Annotated in this window: 15 protein-coding genes and 1 tRNA gene; 15 read left to right on the top strand and 1 reads right to left on the bottom strand. The window is 64.8% G+C overall.

Annotated features, from left to right (window positions below; all coding sequences use genetic code 11):
- The first annotated feature begins 123 nt into the window (after positions 1–123).
- The 15 genes from CYJ17_RS00170 to CYJ17_RS00100 all read left to right on the top strand — a co-directional run bounded on the left by CYJ17_RS00170 (position 124) and on the right by CYJ17_RS00100 (position 19,083).
- Positions 124–501 carry a cold-shock protein gene (locus CYJ17_RS00170; protein ID WP_026428428.1) on the top strand — a complete coding sequence of 126 codons (378 nt, stop codon included), beginning with the start codon at positions 124–126 and terminating at the stop codon, positions 499–501.
- Positions 494–1,339, top strand: a complete 846-nt coding sequence (locus CYJ17_RS00165; protein WP_101595438.1) for a DUF3027 domain-containing protein — start codon at positions 494–496, stop codon at positions 1,337–1,339. Before CYJ17_RS00170 ends, CYJ17_RS00165 begins: the two co-directional genes overlap by 8 nt.
- A gap of 16 nt (positions 1,340–1,355) precedes the next feature.
- Positions 1,356–2,747, top strand: a complete 1,392-nt coding sequence (gene manA / locus CYJ17_RS00160) for a mannose-6-phosphate isomerase, class I (protein ID WP_101595442.1) — start codon at positions 1,356–1,358, stop codon at positions 2,745–2,747.
- Positions 2,748–3,057: 310 nt separating this feature from the next.
- Entirely contained in the window at positions 3,058–4,533 is a 1,476-nt protein-coding gene (locus CYJ17_RS00155; RefSeq protein ID WP_101595445.1) for an NCS2 family permease, read from the top strand.
- 207 nt (positions 4,534–4,740) lie between these two features.
- Positions 4,741–6,366: an MFS transporter gene (locus CYJ17_RS00150; protein WP_234984460.1), complete on the top strand. Its 1,626-nt coding sequence runs from the start codon at positions 4,741–4,743 to the stop codon at positions 6,364–6,366.
- Positions 6,359–7,063, top strand: coding sequence for a metal-dependent transcriptional regulator (locus CYJ17_RS00145; protein ID WP_026428424.1), 705 nt, complete (start codon positions 6,359–6,361; stop codon positions 7,061–7,063). Before CYJ17_RS00150 ends, CYJ17_RS00145 begins: the two co-directional genes overlap by 8 nt.
- A gap of 412 nt (positions 7,064–7,475) precedes the next feature.
- A complete protein-coding gene (locus CYJ17_RS00140; protein WP_159454991.1) occupies positions 7,476–8,210 on the top strand; it encodes a C40 family peptidase in 735 nt (244 codons plus the stop codon).
- A 128-nt stretch (positions 8,211–8,338) separates the two neighbouring features.
- Positions 8,339–9,250, top strand: coding sequence for a universal stress protein (locus CYJ17_RS00135; RefSeq protein ID WP_087070366.1), 912 nt, complete (start codon positions 8,339–8,341; stop codon positions 9,248–9,250).
- A gap of 104 nt (positions 9,251–9,354) precedes the next feature.
- A tRNA-Arg gene (locus tag CYJ17_RS00130) sits at positions 9,355–9,426 on the top strand.
- 209 nt (positions 9,427–9,635) lie between these two features.
- Positions 9,636–10,928, top strand: coding sequence for an AAA family ATPase (locus CYJ17_RS00125; RefSeq protein ID WP_159454998.1), 1,293 nt, complete (start codon positions 9,636–9,638; stop codon positions 10,926–10,928).
- Entirely contained in the window at positions 10,921–11,469 is a 549-nt protein-coding gene (locus tag CYJ17_RS00120) for an RloB family protein (RefSeq protein ID WP_087070400.1), read from the top strand. The genes CYJ17_RS00125 and CYJ17_RS00120 overlap by 8 nt, the downstream gene beginning before the upstream one ends.
- Before the next feature lie 45 nt (positions 11,470–11,514).
- Complete coding sequence (locus CYJ17_RS00115) at positions 11,515–12,843, top strand: glycosyltransferase (protein WP_087070401.1); 1,329 nt, start codon at positions 11,515–11,517, stop codon at positions 12,841–12,843.
- On the top strand, positions 12,840–13,844 hold the full coding sequence (locus CYJ17_RS00110; protein WP_087070402.1) for a PIG-L deacetylase family protein: 1,005 nt from the start codon (positions 12,840–12,842) through the stop codon (positions 13,842–13,844). Before CYJ17_RS00115 ends, CYJ17_RS00110 begins: the two co-directional genes overlap by 4 nt.
- A 69-nt stretch (positions 13,845–13,913) precedes the next feature.
- The gene (locus CYJ17_RS00105) at positions 13,914–18,671 is read left to right on the top strand and encodes a hypothetical protein (RefSeq protein ID WP_087070403.1); all 4,758 of its coding nucleotides are present in this window, start codon (positions 13,914–13,916) and stop codon (positions 18,669–18,671) included.
- 10 nt (positions 18,672–18,681) lie between these two features.
- Positions 18,682–19,083 (top strand): hypothetical protein, encoded by a 402-nt coding sequence (locus tag CYJ17_RS00100; protein ID WP_087070404.1) that lies wholly within the window; start codon positions 18,682–18,684, stop codon positions 19,081–19,083.
- A gap of 133 nt (positions 19,084–19,216) precedes the next feature.
- On the opposite strand, the gene mscL is transcribed toward CYJ17_RS00100, so the two are convergent.
- Positions 19,217–19,600 carry a large conductance mechanosensitive channel protein MscL gene (gene mscL / locus CYJ17_RS00095; RefSeq protein ID WP_026428418.1) on the bottom strand — a complete coding sequence of 128 codons (384 nt, stop codon included), beginning with the start codon at positions 19,598–19,600 and terminating at the stop codon, positions 19,217–19,219.
- Positions 19,601–19,642 lie beyond the last annotated feature (42 nt).

Here is a 19,642-nt window from a genome sequence, read left to right as displayed (position 1 = left end):
ATGGGAAAAGGGGCCGGGGCGTTCAGCCGGTAGCGTTGCCTGTGCCCGCGGGGGCGCTGGTAGAATGACGCTGGTGCTTCGCCCGACCGTGTGCGAAGCGTTTTTGCTAGAAATGAGAGTGTTGTGCCAACCGGAAAGGTTAAGTTTTTCGACGCCGCTAAGGGCTTCGGCTTTATTGTCAGCGATGAGGACGGTGCGCAGGTCTTCCTGCCCTCCTCGGCCCTCCCGGAAGGGCTCACGCCGCGCAAGGGTCAGCGGGTGTCCTTCGGGCTTGCCGATACGCGCCGCGGCCCGCAAGCACTCAATGTCGAACCGATAACCAAACTTGAATCGCTCGCGCGGAAGAATAGGCGTTCCCCGGAAGAAACGGTGGTGATCGTGGAAGATCTCATTCGGCTTCTGGACGGGGCCTCCACCCAGCTTCGGCGCGGCCGCTACCCGGAAGGGGGAGGGCAGATCGCGCGCGCTTTGCGTGCGGTTGCCGATGATTTTGATGCCTAAGAATGAAGAAAAAGAAGAATGCGCGGGGGGTGCGGGGGCTGAAGCCGCGGAATTGCACTTCCCCGAGGTGCGGGTAGAAGGCCACGCGGATGAGGGTGCGGATGTGGCGCGCCCGGAGGATCGCGTTGATGAAAACGTGGCGGTGACCCCGGATGATAAGCGGGTGGAGCCGCAGCCCGGCTTGCCCGAAGATCGGGTAATTGCTGCGGCGGTTGATGAAGCGCGGGCAACCCTGATCGAGGCTGTGGCAGAACGTTTCGTGGGGGAGTACGCGGGATTCCTCGCGGAGGATACCCGGGTGGTGTCCTACCTCTTTACCTGTACCCATCCGGGGTATCACGGCTGGTACTGGAGTATTACGGTGAGCCGGGCGAGCCGGGCTCGTTCCGTGACCTTCAACGAAATCGAGATGCTGCCCGGGGCGGGTGCTTTGCTGGCTCCGCGTTGGGTGCCGTGGAGCGAGCGGCTGGCCAAGCTGGAAACGGAAAAAGCGCAGGCGCGGGCTGCTTCGGAAAAGGAACGTAAGGAATCGGCGCGGGCTGCCGCGGCGGAGAAGGCCGAGCGCGCCGAGCGCAGCGGGCGGCGCCGCCGGGTGCGGCGCAAGATCGCGGGCGTGGAAAGCGAAACTGGCGCGGTAGAAACGGACGCTGCCTCTCCGGCAGCAGCGCCGACCCCTAGTTCCCAATCCGCTCAGGAACCGGCAGCGGAAGCGGCGGCAGTAGAAGTAGCCGCGAGCCCGGCCAATGGCGTGGCTCCGGTGATTCGGCGCGGGCGCGAGCGCACCGTGGTGCGCGGATCGCGCGGGCGGCGCTATCAGGCCACCGGCGCCCTGAGCTAAAACAGGAGCAGCGGTGATGCGGATCCAAGGGCGAGCCAGGGACTATGCGTGGGGCGGAACGAGCGCGCTTCCCGCGCTTTTCGGCTACGCCCCGGCGGAAACCCGGGTGGCGGAAATCTGGCTCGGCGCCCACCCTGATGATTCGGCCCAGGTGATTGCCGCTCAGGATGCCCCGCTTTTTGACCTGGCTCAGCTCTACCCTTCCGCACCCACCGGGGAACACCGGATCGGGCGTGAAACGGAGGCGAACGAGCCCGGGCGCGCCGCGCTGCGCGGGGTACGCGGGCGGCGGCGCTCGCGGCGCCGGGCCGGCCCGGCGCGAGGCCCGCGCACCCCAGAGCTCCCGGAAGAATCCGCCACCCTGGTAGCGCCCGGCGGGCCGAGCCTGCGTGATCTGATAGCCCGGGCTCCCGAGGAGATGCTCGGTGCGGATGTGGCCCGCCGGCACGGGGGCGAATTACCGTATTTACTCAAGCTTATTGCCCCGCACCAGCCGCTCTCCCTCCAGGTCCACCCCTCCCTCGAGCAGGCCCGCGCCGGCTTCGAGCGGGAAGAAGCCGCCGGAATTTCCCGCACCGCACCCCACCGCTCCTACCGGGATCGCAATCACAAACCGGAACTGGCCTACGCCCTCACGCCTTTTGAGGCGATCTGCGGGCTGCGCACCCCGCGACGCATCGCCGAAGTGCTCGGCGGCCTCGGCCTGCCCCTCACGAACCGGCTCGCCGCCCTCGTGGAAGAACGCGGGGTGGGAGCGGTCTTCGCCGACCTCCTTTCCGCGGGAACCCGCCCGGAACCAGAGCAGATTGAGCAGGTGGTAGCCGCCTGCGCCGCCCGCCTGGAGCGCGGCGCCTCGCCTTCCCCGCGCGCGGACCGCATTGTGGAAACCCTGGCCCAGCACTACCCCGGCGACCCGGGAGTGGTGGCCTCCCTCCTCATGAATCCGGTGACCTTACGTCCCGGAGAAGCCCTCTTTATCCCCGCCGGGACGGTGCACGCTTACCTGTCCGGAACCGCGGTGGAAATCATGGCGGCCTCCGATAACGTGCTGCGCGCCGGCCTCACCCCGAAGCACGTGGACGTGGCCGAATTGCTGCGGATTATGGACGACGCCGCAGTCCCGCCCATCCGCATCGCCCCCGAGCATATGAGCGAAGCGGTTTCCACTTTCTATGTTCCCGTGGACGATTTTGAACTCTCGGTGGTTCACCTGCGCGATGCCACCACCGTTGAAAAGCTGCGCTCGCGCGGCCCGCGCACCGTGGTCTGCCTGGAAGGCGCGGTGGAAGTCTTCGCCGGGGGCCGGCGTGAACCGCTCAACTCCGGGCAGGCGGTTTTCGTGCCGCACTGTGATGGAGAATTAGCGGTCCGCGGGTTTGGCGACGTCATCGTCGCATCTGTTCCGTAACAACCCGGGCCGTGCGCGCTGGTATTCGCATCGCAGCGAGGTAGGGCGCTGCCGCGCGTGGCCGGACTCACGCGGGAGGTGAAGGGGCGGAAAACCGTGCCATCGCGCCATTTCTCCACCACATCCCGCGCGCGTCTCAAAATATGAGACACAAATGGCGAAAATGCGTCCAAATAATGAGACGCTCCTTGCGTGGGTGGTGACCGTAGTTCAAGAATGGGTGCCGGTGGCGGTCAGGACCGCCCGTCAATCTTGCGGATCACGCGCTCGCCAGCGCATAACGGACCGCACGACTACCGAGGAGATCTTCGTGAGCGTAACTTCCACGCACGTCGAGACGAACCACAGCACAACCTCCGAGCCGAAGCGGGATTTTTTCCGGCTGCGCGAACGCGGGACCACCGTGGCCCGCGAATTGCGCGGCGGGCTGGTCACCTTCGTGGCCATGGCCTACATCCTGGTTCTTAACCCCATTATCCTGTCGGGTCCGGATTCCACCGGCGCCTACCTGGGCGGCGGCACCGAGGGCCCGAACCTCCCGGCCATCGCCGCCGGCACCGCCATTGTGGCCGGCCTCATGACGCTGCTCACCGGCGTCATCGCCAATTTCCCGCTCGCCATGGCCGCCGGGCTGGGCCTCAATACCATCGTCGGCGTAGTCATCGTGCAGATGCCCGGAATGACCTGGGCTGACGGTATGGGAATTATCGTTATTGAAGGCATCGTCATCACGCTGCTCGTGGTGACGGGCCTGCGTGAAGCCATTTTCCGGGCGGTGCCGAAGTTCCTGCGCACCGCCATTTCTGTGGGCCTGGGGCTCTTCATCACCCTGGTTGGGCTGGTCAACGCCGGCCTCATCCGCCCCGGCGAAGGCACCATAATGTCCTTCGGGATCAACGGCTCCATCGCCTCCTGGCCGCTGGCCGTCTTTGTATTCGGCCTCTTCCTCACCGCGATCTGCCTGCTGCGCGGGGTGCCCGGCGCGCTCCTCATCGGCATCGTGTCCTCGACCGTCGCGGCCGTGATCGTCAATATTATTGCCAAGCCCGGAAGCGTGGCCGGCGGCGACGTGACCGGTTGGAACGGCGGGGCGCCCGCCCTCAACGGCTCCCCGGTGCAAATCCCCGACTTCTCCACCCTCGGATGCTTCTCCGTGGTGGGGCCCTTCCAGAAGCTCGGCGTTATTTCCGTGGTGGTGCTGGCCTTCTCCGTTATGCTCGCCGATTTCTTCGACACCATGGGCACCATGGTTGCGGTCGCTTCCGAAGGTGACCTCCTCGACGAAGACGGCATGCCCTACCACACCTCCCGCATCCTGCTCCTCGATTCCCTCGCGGCGCTGGCCGGCGGTATGGGTGGCGTATCCTCGAACACCTCTTTTGTTGAGTCGACGACGGGCGTAGCTGACGGTGCGCGCACCGGCCTCGCATCGGTGACCACCGGCGCCCTCTTCCTGCTCTCTATTTTCTTCGCTCCCCTAGTTACCCTGGTTCCTTCCGAAGCGGCCGCTCCCGCGCTGGTCGCGGTGGGCTTCCTCATGATGCAGCAGGTTACCGAGATCGACTGGGATGACCTGAGCGTGGGGATCCCGGCCTTCCTCACCGTTGCCCTCATGCCCTTCTCCTACTCCATTACGGTAGGCATCGGGGTGGGCTTCATCGCCTACGTCATTATGGCGGTGGCGGCCGGCAAGGCTCGCAAGGTTCACCCGCTCATGTGGGGCACCCTCGTTGCCTTCGTGATCTACTTCCTGCTTGACCCAATTCAGAAACTCCTGCTCGGCTAAGCACTTTGGCTGCCAGCTCAATCACGGCGGGCCCGCCCCTCCCCGGGGCGGGCCCGCCGTGCGTCGTCGTACTATTTTCGCCGGTGAGACAAAGGCGAGCTTTGCCTGGCCGTGCGTGATAAACTCACCGCAGATAGCGCAGCTACGAGCCCGCCGCGCCCGTCGGCCGCTATAGTTATCGGATTTTTCCGCAGGGGGCAGGATTTAGTGGGGCGTACATTCGCCAGTTTGAAATACCGTAACTACGCTATTTGGTTCGCTGCCTCGTTGGTCGCCAATACCGGCGGGTGGATGCAACGCACCGCCCAGAACTGGCTCGTTATGAGCGACCTGACCAATAATGATGCTTTTGCCGTGGGTATTGTGACGGCGCTGCAATTCGTCCCCATTCCTTTTATTATGCCGCTGGCCGGCGCGCTCGCTGACCGCCTCGATAAACGCAAAATGGTGGTCCTCACCCAATTCGGGATGCTGCTCACCGCGGTGGCCCTGGGCGTGCTGGTGCTGCTGGGCTGGGCGAATGTGCTGGTGGTTTGCCTGTTCGCTCTGGCCATCGGGGTGATTCAATCCTTCGATAATCCGCCGCGCCTCGTTTTTATTTCCGAATTGGTGCCCCCGCGCTGGCTACCCAACGCCGTGGGCCTGAACTCCATGTCCTTTAATATTGCGCGCCTCATCGGGCCGGCGCTGGGCGGTTTGCTTATCGGGGTGATCGGCACCGGCTGGGTCTTCATTATTAACGGCATCATGTTCGGGGCCACCCTTATTGCGCTGGCCCTCATGCGCCCGGAGGAATTCCACCCGGCGCCGCGGCCGGAAAAGAAAGTTTCCGCGATTCAGGGAACGATTGACGGCCTGCGCTACGTGGGCAACCGTTCCGACCTCCTCGTGATTTTCGCGGTGGTGGGTGTGGTGTCCTGCCTGGCCATGAATACCCCGCTCACCACGGTGTCCATGTCCACCATGGAATTCCACGCCGACTCCACCCAATTCGGCATTGTTTCCTCCATGGTGGCAGTGGGTTCGCTATCCGGTGCCGTAGTGGGCGCGCGGCGCACCAAACAACCGCGGGTGCGTTCCGTGGTGGGAGCGGGCGTGGCCATGGGTATTGCGGTGACCGCCAATGCGCTGGCCCCGAACCTGCTGATCTACACCCTCACCCTGGTGCCGGTCGGTTTCTTCATGCTCATCATGCTCACCGCCGCCAATGCAGCGGTGCAGATGTCTACTTCTCCGCAGATGCGCGGGCGCGTGGTCTCCCTCTACCAGACGGTTAACCAGGGCGTGACCCCGATCGGTTCGCTGGTGGTTGGCGGTATTTCCGGGGCGGCCGGGGCACGCTGGGGTGTGGGCATCGGCGCGATTGGCTGCCTGGTGGCCACCGTGGGTGCCTACCTGTGGGGCCGGCGCAAATGGGATGTGGAAGTGCATTACCGGGTGCGCCACCCCTTCCAGCTGGAGATTCTCGGGCCGCTCGAACACGAAAATGAGGAGCGCGAAGCGCAGCTGCGGGCCAATCGCACCGGGCAGACGGATAGCGGGCAAAGCTTCACCGCGGAGGACCACGACGAAGTCGAAGCCGATCTTTTCGAACCGGAGGACGAAGCGCACGATAGCGAGCTGCGGTCGAGTGAGGCATCGGCCGCCGCGGTGCAGGAAACGGAACCGAACGAAAGCGCGCCGGGCGAGAGCGTAGCTCGCGGCTCGGAAACTGGGCATTCCCCGCAGCGCGCGGGCAGCTTAGAATGGCAAGATACGCATGAGGAACCGGATGCGGGCGGGCACCCGGATGCCGCCCCCGCCGCAGAGACGAAGGAGACGCGCGATGAGTGATGACCTTGTTGATACCCGCGAGATGTACCTCAAAGCGGTCTACGAACTCGAAGAAGAAGGAATCGTCCCGCTGCGCGCCCGGCTCGTGGAGCGCCTGAGCCAATCTAAACCCACCGTCTCGGAAACCGTGGCGCGCCTGGAACGCGACGGCATGATGTACCTGGATACCGACCGTGCCATCGTGCTCACCGACGAAGGCCGGCGCATCGCCACCAGCGTGATGCGCAAACATCGGGTAGCCGAATGCTTCCTTCTCCACGTGCTCGGGATGCCCTGGGAGCACGTGCATGCCGAAGCCTGCCGCTGGGAGCATGTGATGTCCCGCGAACTGGAAGAACGCATTTCCCACGTGCTGGGCGAGCAGGGCTACGAACTCAGCCACGATCCTTTCGGCAATCCGATTCCCGCGGAAAATTCCATGGGTCCCGGCGCGGATATTGCCGCGCGCACCGGCCTACTCGCCGTGGCGGATTACCTGGAACGCAACCCGAACGGTGGGAAAGTCACCATTGCGCGCATCGGCGAAGTGGTGCAAACCGACGACGACCTCCTCGAAGCCATGGCCGCGGCCGGCATTAAACCCGATGCTGCGGTGACTATCAGTGTTGAGGACGACGGCGATATCCTCGCCCACGGGGCAAGCGGAGTTCTTCCCCTGACTGACTGGATTCGCAAACACCTCCTCGTGCACGCCTGAGGCGGCCGGGCTGGAGGCGGTGCGCCTCAAGTGGCGGTGGTGACGGCCGGGTGGCAGCGGTGAGTCCTGGGCGCCCGGCCTGTCTCAGGTGGCGATGAAAGCCGGGTTCCCCGCCTGGCGGAGCGGTAGTGCGGCGTCGTCGTTCCCGTGGTCTCCACCACAGTTCGTCACCTCAGCGTGGTGTAAGCCGCGAAAAAGTATATCAAAACGTTATAAACGGGTACTGGGAAAAGCCTGATATCACGCGAAAAAAGCGGAGGAAAGGCCGGGAGTTCGCCGTTTTGGGATGATAACGGCCCTCCTGTGCCACTTGTTACATAAACGTGACAATTCGTTGCCTAATCGTTACGCTAATGGACGTACCGAAAGTGCCCCTCGGGGCGCGCAGGAAAGTTTTGTAGGAGATCATCCCATGACCGGACGCCACGCTCTTGATATGCGGTCGCAGGCTCATAACCTGGCGAACCCCGCAGTACGTGGTCTCACCGCAGCTCTCGTTGTGGGCGGCGCAGCAGCACTGATCGTTCCGAATGCGGCGGCTGATACCGCGGCGGCGCCCGCCAAGGCGGCGCTGTCCAACCCGCACGCGCAGGACGTTGCCGCTGGCATCGCCGGCACCACGAGCGCCACCTCGGAATGGAAGATCGAACAGATCAACATTCAATCCGCAGCTCCGGCTATTGAAGTAGCTGCCCCGGCCGCCAGCGCCACCACCGCCGCGGCTGAAACCGCCACCGCCTCCTCTGATAACGATGCCGCTCCCGCAGCCGCGGGCATTGGCGTGGAAGTAGAAGCCGCGCCCAGCGCTATCGGCTCCTCCGTTCTTGATACCGCCCTCAGCGGCGTGGGCTCGCCCTATGTATGGGCTGGCACCACCCCCTCCGGTTGGGATTGCATCGGCTTCGTGCGCTGGGTCTACGCCCAGCACGGTGTTGCCATCGGCGGGTACACCACTTCGGTGCTCTCGGTGGGCCGCCAGGTTTCCTACGCGGAAGCCCAGCCCGGTGATATCCTCTACTGGCCCGGCCACGTGGCGATCTCGCTGGGCAACGGCCAGAATGTGGCGGCGTGGAACCCGAGCATGGGTACCCGCGTGGGTCCGGATTCGTGGTGCGGTGATACCCCCATCGTGATCCGCGTTTCCTAAAGCGCGCCTGCCGCGAGGTTGGAGAAGAATTATGTGCGAACGCCGTCGGAGCTCCCGGCGGCGTTCGTATTTTACGCACGGTTCCACCCCGGGGCGGGCCCGTGGGAGAATGGGCAACGGAGGTAACGATGTACCAGCATGAGAATTCCGTGGTCGTTGGGGTGGATGGCTCCCCTGAATCGCGCGCAGCACTTGTGTGGGGTGCGCACGTGGCCGTGAGTCGCAATGCCACTCTGCGGGCCCTCACCTGCTACCAGGAAGGCCCCGATCCGCGCGGCTCCTATGAGAGCGCCATGAGTATCGCGCGGGAGGCGCTCGCCCAGGAGGGCGTGGCCGGCCTGGCGGGCTTGGAAGCCACCGCGGTGGCGCTGCCCGGGGATCCGGTCGAGCTGCTCCTGGCAGAATCCAAAACCGCTTCGCGGCTGGTGGTCGGGTATTCCGGGGCGGATACCGCGGATATTGACCAGCTGGGCGTAGTGGCCGGCGCGATTGTTTCCAAGGCGTACTGCCCGGTTGCCGTGGTGCCGCTCCAGCATTCGCGGCGCCTGCCGATCCGCCACATTGTGGTGGGAGTGGACGGCTCGCAGGAATCGAAATACGCACTTAATTTGGCGGTGCGGATGGCCGGGCGCTGGGGCGCGCAGGTCTCCGCAATTAACGCGGTGTCGGTGACACGCGCCGGGGGCGGCCTACTTCCCGGCGGGGATATGACCCGCGAAATTCTGGATGACACCCGCCTGGGCCTGGAAGAAACCGTGGCCGAAGTGCTGCGCGGGGATGAAACCGTGCAGGTGCGCTGCTACGCGGTGGAAGGCTCCGCGGCAGAAATCATGGCGGAATTCTCAAGCTCCGTGGACCTGGTGGTCGTGGGGGCGCGCGGCCGCGGCGGAATTACCGGACTGCTCTTTGGCTCCACTAGCCACACGCTGCTCCTCGGCACCCAATCGCCGGTGCTCGTGGTGCCAACCCACGCCACCAAGAACCTCCACGTTCCGGATACCAATGTGCCCTGGGATGTGCCCGATCCTTCGGCGCGGTAGCTGGGCCTGTAATCGGTAAGTGGCGCCCACGGTGCCACGCAGAGTAACCTGGAACGGTTATCTTATTCCTACCGTCGTTCGGATGAACGGTCGGCGGTGGGCCCGCCCTCGTAGCTCAGGGGAAGAGCGACCGCCTCCTAAGCGGTAGGTCGAAGGTTCGAATCCTTTCGGGGGCACAGTGGGATGTCCCGCGTCATAGGTCTGCCTGTGACGCGGGAATTTTCGTGTTTTCAGGTCGGCTACCGGCAGCAGTTCACTCTGCGGCTTATAGCCCCACTCTGCGATTGAACTATGAAACAGTTTCGCTGGGCATTTCATGTCTGAAAATACGCAAAATGCATATTGATTCTGTATTTGCACGTATTTCGACACTAGAATGGTCTTTATGATACTCCTCGGTGTTGGCGGCGCTAACTTTAGAAGTTTGCGTGATGAATGGGAGCTGTCCCTCCTCCGCCCTTCGTTGCGGCATAACATTCCACCCGAAGGTGAATTGTGGCGTGAGCACGTATGGCCATGCGCCGCGATTTACGGTGCCAACGCTTCGGGCAAGAGCACCGTGCTGGAGGCACTTAACTTCATTCGAGACGCTGTTTACAATTCCGCACGCTCCTGGGCTAGTGCCGATAAGTTGCCCGTGCCTCCTTTTGCACTGGACCCGGAGAAACGGAACGCGGATACCTCGTTGTGGATTGATTTCGTGACGGATGGTATTCGCTACGTCTATAGCTTCACGCTCAATGAGAGAGCGATTGTTCGCGAAGAATTACGGGCCTATTACTCGACTCGCGCCACAACGCTTATTGATCGGGACGTGCGCGGGCATAAGGTTCACCCCACGCGGGTGGGGAAGATCAATGAGGTTTCACCCCGTGAGCTGGTTCTTTCGCGCGCCGCTGTTCTTGGTGCCAAGGTTTTAGCCGACCTCGCACGCACAATCGGCAGAGAATTACTCATGTATCGCGTAGGTAACTCCGATTATGATCTGCAGGTTCATAAGCTCACCAGCGACCTTTCTAAAAATATTGCCAAGCGGCGGCTCTATGCCAGCTTGGCAAAGGTCGCTGATGTGGGGATTGACGATATTAGTGTTGAGTCGAGGGAATTCCCGCCTGAATTACTGGATATGTTCAAGAAGCTGATTCCCGAGGAACACCAGGATGAGGAAATCACGGCTGAACTAGTTAAACAATTCGCTTTAGCTCTGCGTTTTTCCCATAAGGGTGCGAAGGATTCAATCACCTTCGCCGCTGAACAAGAATCCCTCGGTACCACATCCTGGCTCGCGTTAGGGAGTTTAGCTGTCGAAGCTTTGCGTACGGGAAAAGTTGTATGCGTGGATGAGATTGACGCGAGTTTGCATCCCATGTTGGCAACTGAGCTCATTGCTGCTTTCCAGGATCCAGAGCTGAATACCAATGGTGGTCAGATCATTTTCACGAGCCATAACCCTTATTTCCTCTCGCACGAATCTGGTACCGACTTGATGCCGGGACAGGTATGGCTGACGGAAAAAAATAATGAGGGTGCTACTGATCTTTTCTCCGTGGCCGATTTCCCTGACGTGAAGCCTGGCACTGATATGGCCAGCTTGTATATGTCGGGCCGTTTAGGCGCTACGCCGTTACTTGAACCCTGGCTGTTCCGGAAAATGATCGGCGGTCACGGTGATGGTTAGAAAACGTCCCCAACGGCGTCTGCGTGAGAGCTACCTGATTGTTACCGAAGGCTCAGTAACGGAGGTCGAGTACTTCGGTTTGTTCCAGCAGCTGATACGTGACAATCGGGCAGTTACTCTCAAAATTGTGTCCGGTGGAGGTGAACCTAGGCGAGTATTAGATAAGGCTATCTCCATCGCCGGGCACTCGGGAAAGTATCAGCATATTTGTCTTGTCATGGATACGGACCAGCATCCAACGCTGCAGGCTGTCGTGAAGGAAGCTCAAGAAGAAGGTTTCGAAGTTTTCGTCTCGAATCCTTGTTTCGAGATCTGGTTGTGGTGGCATATTGCGGATCATTTCGCACACGTACGCCCAGGTGAGCTTGAGAAGAAGCTCGTTCCCCACCTTGATGGTAAGAGCGTACCTAGCACTTTTCCGGTTGGGTCGTGGCGAGATGCCTACGAGAGAGCGAAAAGTGCGGACAAACAGAACGGAGAGGTAGGGCTGAATCCATCGAGTCGAGTCGGGGAACTGTTGAGCATCCTCGCCTCCACGTAAAAGCGCATGTACCTTTGGGGCGTAATTCCCGGGTAGGCTGGGGGAATGACCTTGGGAAATACGCACCACGCACAGGAACCGGATAGGAACGACGGCGCGCCTGCCCCGCTCCATATCGCTATGACCTCGGTGCATACCTCCCCACTGGCCACTCCCGGATCCGCCGATGCCGGCGGCCTCAACGTGGTGGTGACCAATACCGCCCAGGCCCTCGCCCGCGCCGGGCACCGGGTCGATCTGGTCACCCGCGCCAGCGAACCCGGCCAACCCTATATGCATGAGGTCATGCCGGGCGTACGTGCATTCTTCTTACCGGCTGGCCCGCGCCACCCCGTGGCGAAAAGCCACACCGATGGCCTCATCGCCCCTTTCACAGTGGAATTTCGCCGGTGGATGGCCGAGCACGGCAGCGGCGTCGATCTTATCCACTCCCACCACTGGTTCGCGGGCGTGGCCTGCCTGCCCGTCGCCCAGGAAACCGGGCGCCCTCACGTGCAGTCTTTCCATTCGGTAGCTGCGCGGGAAGGCCAAAATCTTGCCGACGGCGAACCCGCGGAATCCTCCGGGCGGGTGCCCGGCGAGGCGCGCTGCGTGCGCGAATCAGACCTCATTATTGCGGTATCCCAAGCGGAAAAAGAGATGATCGCGCAGCGCTACGGCACCCCGCCCTGCCCGGTCGAGATCGCGCATCCGGGCGTGGATATTGAGATGTTCCACCCGGCCCGCGCTGGCGGAGTCGTTGCCGCCTCACCGGCCGCTGCTCCCGGTGCCACGCGCGATGCCGCGCCCGACTGCGTCACCGAGGTGACCGGAGGGAGGGACTACGTTTTCTTCGCCGCCCGCCTCCAACCCCTGAAAGCCCCGGATTTAGCGATTCGCGCGCTCGCGGAGCTGCCCGCCGGCACCCGCCCGCTCCTCGTTATTGCCGGGGCGGCCTCCGATGACTTCGCCGGCTACGAGGACCACTTGCGCGCCGTCGTAACAGAAACCGGAATGGAAAGTGACGTCCGCTGCATCGGGCCGCTCCCACGCACCGGCCTCGCGGCCTTCCTCGCCCACGCGCAGCTCCTCCTCAACCCCTCTTTCTCGGAAACTTTTGGGATTATCAACGTGGAAGCTGCCGCTTGCGGCACCCCTGTGGTGGCCTGGGATTCCTCCGGGATTCCCGAATCGGTGCACGGCGGCGTGACGGGCACCCTGTGCCGCAGCCGCGAGCCGCGCGAATGGGCCGGCGCGGTGCGGGCCTACCTGGACGATCCGGATTTGCGGGCTCGGCACGGCGCCGCGGGGCGCGCCTTCGCCGAATCGCGCACCTGGGACGCGGTCGCGCGCGATTACGCCGCCGCCTACCGCACACTCGGGAGGAACGCATGAGCACCGCCGGCGGAACCAACGCGCACACTGACGCGCGCACCAGCAGTCAGACCCGCGCGGGCACCAACGCGATCCACTACACCTGGGACCCCGGCGACCCGCTCTTCGCCCGCACCCTTTTCCTCCACGCCCACCCGGACGACGAAGCGATCCAAGCCGGCGGCCTCACTGCGCTCCTCACCGCCGCCGGGCATCGCGTCAGCATCCTCACGTGCACCCGCGGCGAAGAAGGCGAAGCGGTTCCCGGGACCCTGCCCGCCGGGGCGGGGGAGGCCGAACTCGTTGCCCGGCGCGAAGCGGAAATCACTCGAGCGCGCGCCATCCTCGGGGTTACGGACGGCTTCTGGCTCGGCACCGTGCCCGCCCTCGCACCCGGCGCCGCGCCGCGCCGCTACCGCGATTCCGGGATGGCCTGGATCGCACCCGGGGTCGCCGGCCCCGCGCCCAGCGCCGGACCGCGCGCCTTTTCCCGCGCGGACCTGAGCGAAGAAATCGCAGATGCGCGGGCACTCCTCGCGCACGTGCGGCCCACCGTCATTATTGGGTACGACGCCGCAGCAAGCTACGGCCACCCCGACCACGTCCGGGTGCATCACCTGGCTCGCGCCCTAGGCCGGGTGAGCGGAATTCCGGTACTCGAGCTGGCATCCACTCCCGGGCAGGCCGGATGGTGCTACCGCAACGCCCGGGCTCATGAAGCCACCGTGGTGGCGGCGCTGCGCTGCTATGCCTCCCAGCTGACCGTAGTTGATCGTGCGGATCCTGGGCTTGCCGGCTTGCCGGTTATTGGCGCCGCGGGAGCCGGCGCCCCGGCACTGGGCCCTGCGCCCGACTCCGAACCCGCCCCGCAGCTGCTTATCCGGCACGTGGGCGGCCAGCTCCAGGAGCTTCCGCTCTGGCCGGGATTGTGCCCGGCCGAGTGGGCGCCGTCGTTCCCCGCTGTGGATTCTTCCGCGCGTGCCGCTAGCATGCCCCAGTCTTCCACGCCGGTGGCGGAATAAGGGCGTAATTTTTGGCTTATTGCGGCGCGCATAGGGACTTTTACGCCGGACCTGAGTAGCGTTAAGGTTGTGACTCCTCTCTTCAGACGCTCATCTCGCCGGCATTCGGCTCGTGAATCTCTTTCTCGTGATACCGCCGCGGTTCCCGAGGCCGCCGCGCTGCCCGCGGGCGACCGTGACCCCGCGGAACCCGGGCAGGATACGCCCGTCGCTTCCTCACCGGCCCCGGCCCCTGCCGAGTCCGCCGCCAGCGCGGAAGCCGCCGGACATTCCGCCACTCCAGCTCAGCAGGCACCGCAGGCCGGCGCTAGCGGCGTCGCACCGCACGGTGCCTCGGAAACCGCAGCTGTGCAACACGGAACTGAAAGTGACAGTAGTGGAGCGGAAGCGGAGGACCATCCCGCGCCGCTACCCGCCCCGCAGCGCGAAGAGCTCGTGTCGCGGGCCTATGCGGCCTGGCAGGAGGAGCTGGCCGCGCGGGCCGAGCGCGCGGCGGAGAATCTGGCCGCGCGGGTATGTATTGATCTCACCCATCCGCACCCGACCGGGGGAGCACAGTTTTCTTCCGGGGCGCCCACCCGCCTCACCTCGCTTATTCGGGAGGAGCGCAGCCAGCAGGAGGCCCTCGCTACCTGGCGTACCCTGCGGGACCAGGTGGCGCGCGCCGCGGAAGAATACGGGTACGCCCCGATTCAGCTGGCCAGCGGCAATCTGACGTGGACGGAGCTCCCGCCGCGCCGGCCCAGTGATGAGCTGGAGCCCGGCTATGAGGACACCGGCGAACTCAAGCTCGACCCGGAAGCGATGCGGGCCTACGCGGAGGAAGCCGCTGTTCACGCGGCGGCCGGCGGTTCTGGCTCGAACGGTGCAGAGGCAGCCCTCGGGGAGGGGTCGGCCGGATTCGAGGAGTCGCTCGAGCAACCCGCCACCCAAGCCGCCTCGGAAGCTGCCGGGCAAAGCACCGCGCAAGCCGCCACTCAAAACAGCGAAGAAACCCGGCAGGTGCGCGAAGTTAGCGTGCCGATTGTGTACCGCCTGCTGCAGGTGGAGGATGTAGGCACCGATGCCCTTATCCAAACCACCCCGGCCCTGTCCGTCAATCCGGATATTGTGAGCGCACTGCGCCAGCACGGCGCCCCGGTGCGCGAATTGGCCCAGCTCACCCGGGTGGAGCGGGCCACCGAAGATGAACTTATTACCCGGGTGCGGCGTCTATCGCATCTCTACCTGCCCGGGGCTTCCTACCGCCCGCAGGTGCTGCTGGGCATGTTTGCCGATCCGGCCGCGCGCGCGATTACCGACGCGGAGCTGCTGCGCCCGGTCATGATTCGTTCCGGGGTGCTCGCGGCGATTGCCGGGGATCGCGGAACCCACCAGCTCACCAGCGCCCCGCTCCCGCCGGCCGAAAAACGTGACCGGGCCCCCGAAGGCGAACGCGGGGTGGGCGATTTGGATGTGGCTGAACTTGCCGCGGTGGAAGCCGTGGCAACTGGCCGCGACGTCGTGATCGATACCCCGCCGGGAAGCGCGGACGTGACCACCCTGGTCGCGATTGCCGCGGACGCAGCCGCATCCAGCCGCTCCGTCCTCTATATTCCCGGCACCCGGGCGCGGCGCGCTGCGGTGACCGCGCGGGCCGCTGAGCTCGGCGTAGGTGAACTACTCATTGATCTTTCTGATATTAACGGCGCGGCTTTGCGGCTGCGCCAGGGCCTGCGCCAAAAGTTCCCGCAGATCGACGAAGAACGCACCCTGGCCGTGCGCCGCGATCTCAAGGCGGCGCGCCGCAGCCTGCGCGGCTACGTGAACGCCCTGCACGCCGTCGATCCGGTGTGGAATACCTCGGTATATGACGTGCTTGAGCATTTGGCTGAGCTCGCCGCCCAGCCCCAGGGCCCGGCCACGAAGGTGCGCCTGGATGCCACCGCCGCGGCCCGGGTACGTGAGGATCGCGAGGCGGTGCTCGAACGGCTCGCGGAGGCGAGCCGCGCCGGGGCTTTTAGCGGGGGCGGGAATTCGGAATGGTTGCGCGCGCAGGTGCGCACGGAGGACGACGCCGCCCGCGCCTTCTCCACCGTGACCCGCATGGCCACCGAAACCCTTCCCCTGGTTATGGAGCAATCCCAGCGGGTGGCCGGGGAGACCGGCCTGGCCCGCCCGAAGACCCTGGCTCAGTGGATGGAACAAATCAAGATGCTCGAAGGGATCGCCGATACCCTCGAGGTCTTCAAACCCGCCGTGTATGAGCGCTCAGTTGCCGATATGGTGATCGCCACCGCGAGCGATGAATGGCGCGCCGAGCACGGCGAAAGCATGAAACGTGCCCAGCGCCGCGCCCTGACCAAGCAGGCCCGCGATTTTGTGCGCCCCGGGATCCGGGTGGCGGATATGCACGCGGCCCTGAGCGAAGTGGCGCGCCAGCGCGATATTTGGCGCCGCTACAGCGCGGAAAGCGATTGGCCCACCCTCCCCGAGGGCATGACGATGATCCGGGCCACCGCCGCGGAAGTGGACGGGCAGGTGCGTGAACTCGAAGAATTCCTCCCGCACCGTGCCGGCCTGCGCCGCGAACCCATCGAAAACGTGCTGGCCCTGGTGCGCACCCTGGTCTCCCAGCGCCGGGTGCTTGATTCCCAGCCGCGCCGCATCGACCTGCTCCACGACCTTGAGGACAGCGGCCTGGGAGATTTCGCCCGCGATATGGCCCGCCGCGAAGTGAGCGGGGAAGCGGTGGCCGCCGAACTCGACCTGGCCTACACCAACTCTGTGTTCGAGCAGCTCATCGCCCGGAATACCGTGCTGGCCCAGGCCGGGCCGCAACAGCTGGCCATGCTCGTACACACGGTGCGGGACCTGGATCGCGAACACGTGGAGAGCCTGCCCGGGCCGGTGCTGCGCGCCGCGATCACCCATATGCAATCGGTGGCCCGCAAGCAGCGCGAAGAAACCGTGGCGGTGGACCGCTACCTGGCCCGCGCCGGCGTGAGCGCGCTGGCCGACGTGGCCGCTTCAGCAACCGCGCTGGTCCAGGCGGCCCGCCCCGTATGGGTGGTGCCCCCGGCTCTGGTCCCGGAGCTCATCCCCACCCTGCCCTGGGCGGATGTGGTGATTCTGGACGGTATCGAGGATATTCCGCTCGCCGCGGTGGTCGCCCTCATGGCGCGCGGCTCGCAGCTCGTCGTCCTCGGTGACGTGGCGCGGGCGGGCGCGGATAGCGCACTCGCGGCCCTGGCCGATGCGCTTCCGGTGTGCGAACTTCCCACGTTCCGTGCGCATCACGATGATCTTGCCCTCGCCTGCTTGCGCACCCTCGGGTACGACGACGCCGACCGCGCCGCTCCGGCAGGGCGGGTGCGCCGGGCGGACCGCCTGCAGGTGGTGGACGGGCGCGGGGTCCCCTCCCCGAATACCGGGATGGTGGAAGCCCCCAGCGCGGAAGTGGACGCGGTGGTGGATGCGGTGGTGGATCACCTCCTCACCCGCCCGGAAGAATCCCTCGCGGTTATTACGATTTCGCGTTTGCATGCCGTGCATGTGCGGGCGGCGGTGGAACGCACCATCGCGAATAGCCCGGCCCTGGCCGAGGCGGGCGAATCCGCGTCCAGCCTGGTGCCGGTGGTGGATATTACCGGTGCGAGCGGGCTGCGGCGCGACCGGGTTATTTTCTCGGTGGGCTTCGGCAAGACGGTCCACGGCCGGGTGCTTCATACTTTCGGCCCGCTTACCGAAGCGGAAGGCGCGCGCTACCTGAGCGAGGCACTCCTGGTTCCCAGCCGCTATATGAGTGTCATTTCTTCCCTGGGCCCCGGCGATATCGGGGTGGATGATCTTTCCGGGGCGGCCCCCCGGCTCCTAGCCACCCTGCTGGAGACGGCCGCCCGGGAAGAACTACTCATCGGTGCGGACGAGGACGTGGCCAAGGCCAGCCCGCTGCTCTTCGACCTGGCCGCGCGCCTGCGCGGGCGCGGGCTTTTCACCGCCCTCTACTACGGCTACGACGCCGGCTTGCGCATCCCCCTGGTTGTTGCCGAACACGAAGGCGATTGGCGGGTGGCTGTTCTGACCGACGACGCCGATTACGTTGCCGAACCATCGCTGCGCCGCCGGGACCGCTACCGGGTCGAGATGCTCGAGGATTTGGGCTGGAAGGTGGTCCAAACCTTCTCCTCGTCGATTTTCCTTGATCCGGAATCTGAGGCGGACCGTATTGAAGCGCTCGTGCGGGTGGTGCGCCGCGATGAGGCCGCCGCGCGCCACCGGGCCGAAGACACCCCCGCATTTGGGGCGGACGTCGCGGATGCGGTGGATGAAGCGGATGTTGCTGCGGCGGGTGCTGCTGGGGACGCTGGCGCGTCGGGTGCATCGGGTGCCGCGGGCGTGCCGGGCGCCGGAATGCCGGGCGTTGCTGACGCGGAAAGCACGGAAGGCGCGGAAGCTCAGCAGGGCGAAGCCGGCGCGGATAACACTTCGAGTACGCACACTCCGGCCCCGGGTAACGCGGCCGGCAGTGCACAGGCCGGAACTTCCGCGCCGGATCCGGAAGCATCGCGGCGAGCCCGAGGGAAGAAACCCGCGGTGCGGCCGGGCCTGCCGCTGGCCGCCTACTCGGATGATCAGCTTGATGACATGGTGGCCTGGATTGCCTCCGATGGGGTGGCTCGTAGCTCGGAACAGCTGGTGGAAGAACTGCGGAGCGAACTTGATATTCGCCGCCGCGGGCCCCAGGCCGATGCGGTGCTCGGTAATGTGGTGCGCCGCTCCGGCCTGGCCCAGGCCGATGCGGTGCTCGGTAACGTGGTGCGCCGCTCCGGCCTGGCCCAGGATTAGGCGCGCGGCCGTGGCGAGCAAGGCACATTCCGCACGCACCCACCGGGTGGTAGATAACAGCCAGGTGGCAGATAGCGGCCAGGGGGATGGTGCTCAGCAGGCAGCACGCGTCCACCGGGCGGTGGTGCGCCTCTCCGAGGTAGATGCCCGGCGGGTGGAAAGTGGCGAACTCAAGGATGCCGCCGAAGCCCTCCAGCGCCTCGCGCGCGGGGACGGGGGAGCGACCCTACCGCACCCGGATACGCCCACCAAAAAATCCGCGTTAAAAAAGAACGCCCTGGGGGCCACTACCGTGGCACCCCGGGACGCGGCCGTATCCGCACGTGATATTCGCATGCGGGATATCGTGGCGCGCACCGCTCACGAACAGAGCATTCTTGACGAGCGCCCGCCCCACTTCGGCAAGCTCTAAATGCAAGCTCTGAGCGGTAGCGGACTCCGGAAAACAGCGAAGCCCCGCACCCGCTCAGAACCGCGCGAGTTCAGAACCGCACGTATTCGAGCGGTGAGTCGCGCCGATTAGTCGGGCACATCAATCGCGCAGATTAGTCGCGCTTGGCACGCAGCTCATCACGGATCTCCTTGAGGAGGATGAGCTGGGGATCTTCCGGGGCCTCCGCGGCCGGCTTGGCGTGGCGTTCACGCATCTTATTCATGGGGAGTACCAGGAAGAAGTACAGCGCGAAAGCCACGATGAAGAAATTGACCACCGCGGTGAGGAAGCTCCCGAATTGGATTTCGCCCCCACCCAGGTGCCACACAAAATTACCGTCAAAATTCGGCTGCCCGAAAATTGCGGCGATAAGCGGCATGAGAATATGGTCCGTCAGGGACTTCACCACGGCTGAGAAAGCCGCGCCGACGATAACACCGACGGCGAGGTCCATGACGTTACCCTGCATAATGAATTTCTTGAAACCCGCGAGCACCTTCCATCCTTTCGCGCGGAGCGCCACCGGGACCACCCCGGT

Source organism: Actinotignum timonense (assembly GCF_002860685.3).
Classification (GTDB): domain Bacteria; phylum Actinomycetota; class Actinomycetes; order Actinomycetales; family Actinomycetaceae; genus Actinotignum; species Actinotignum timonense.
The sequence above is the reverse complement of the archived record's forward strand: the minus strand, read 5'-3'. Positions and strand labels throughout refer to the sequence as shown.

Excerpts from the sequence above, each read along its gene's own strand:
- CYJ17_RS00165 (WP_101595438.1), top strand. The coding sequence starts at position 494 with ATGCCTAAGAATGAAGAAAAAGAAGAATGCGCGGGGGGTGCGGGGGCT.
- manA (WP_101595442.1), top strand. The coding sequence starts at position 1,356 with ATGCGGATCCAAGGGCGAGCCAGGGACTATGCGTGGGGCGGAACGAGC.
- CYJ17_RS00145 (WP_026428424.1), top strand. The coding sequence starts at position 6,359 with ATGAGTGATGACCTTGTTGATACCCGCGAGATGTACCTCAAAGCGGTC.
- CYJ17_RS00140 (WP_159454991.1), top strand. The coding sequence starts at position 7,476 with ATGACCGGACGCCACGCTCTTGATATGCGGTCGCAGGCTCATAACCTG.
- CYJ17_RS00135 (WP_087070366.1), top strand. The coding sequence starts at position 8,339 with ATGTACCAGCATGAGAATTCCGTGGTCGTTGGGGTGGATGGCTCCCCT.
- CYJ17_RS00125 (WP_159454998.1), top strand. The coding sequence starts at position 9,636 with ATGATACTCCTCGGTGTTGGCGGCGCTAACTTTAGAAGTTTGCGTGAT.
- CYJ17_RS00120 (WP_087070400.1), top strand. The coding sequence starts at position 10,921 with ATGGTTAGAAAACGTCCCCAACGGCGTCTGCGTGAGAGCTACCTGATT.
- CYJ17_RS00115 (WP_087070401.1), top strand. The coding sequence starts at position 11,515 with ATGACCTTGGGAAATACGCACCACGCACAGGAACCGGATAGGAACGAC.
- CYJ17_RS00110 (WP_087070402.1), top strand. The coding sequence starts at position 12,840 with ATGAGCACCGCCGGCGGAACCAACGCGCACACTGACGCGCGCACCAGC.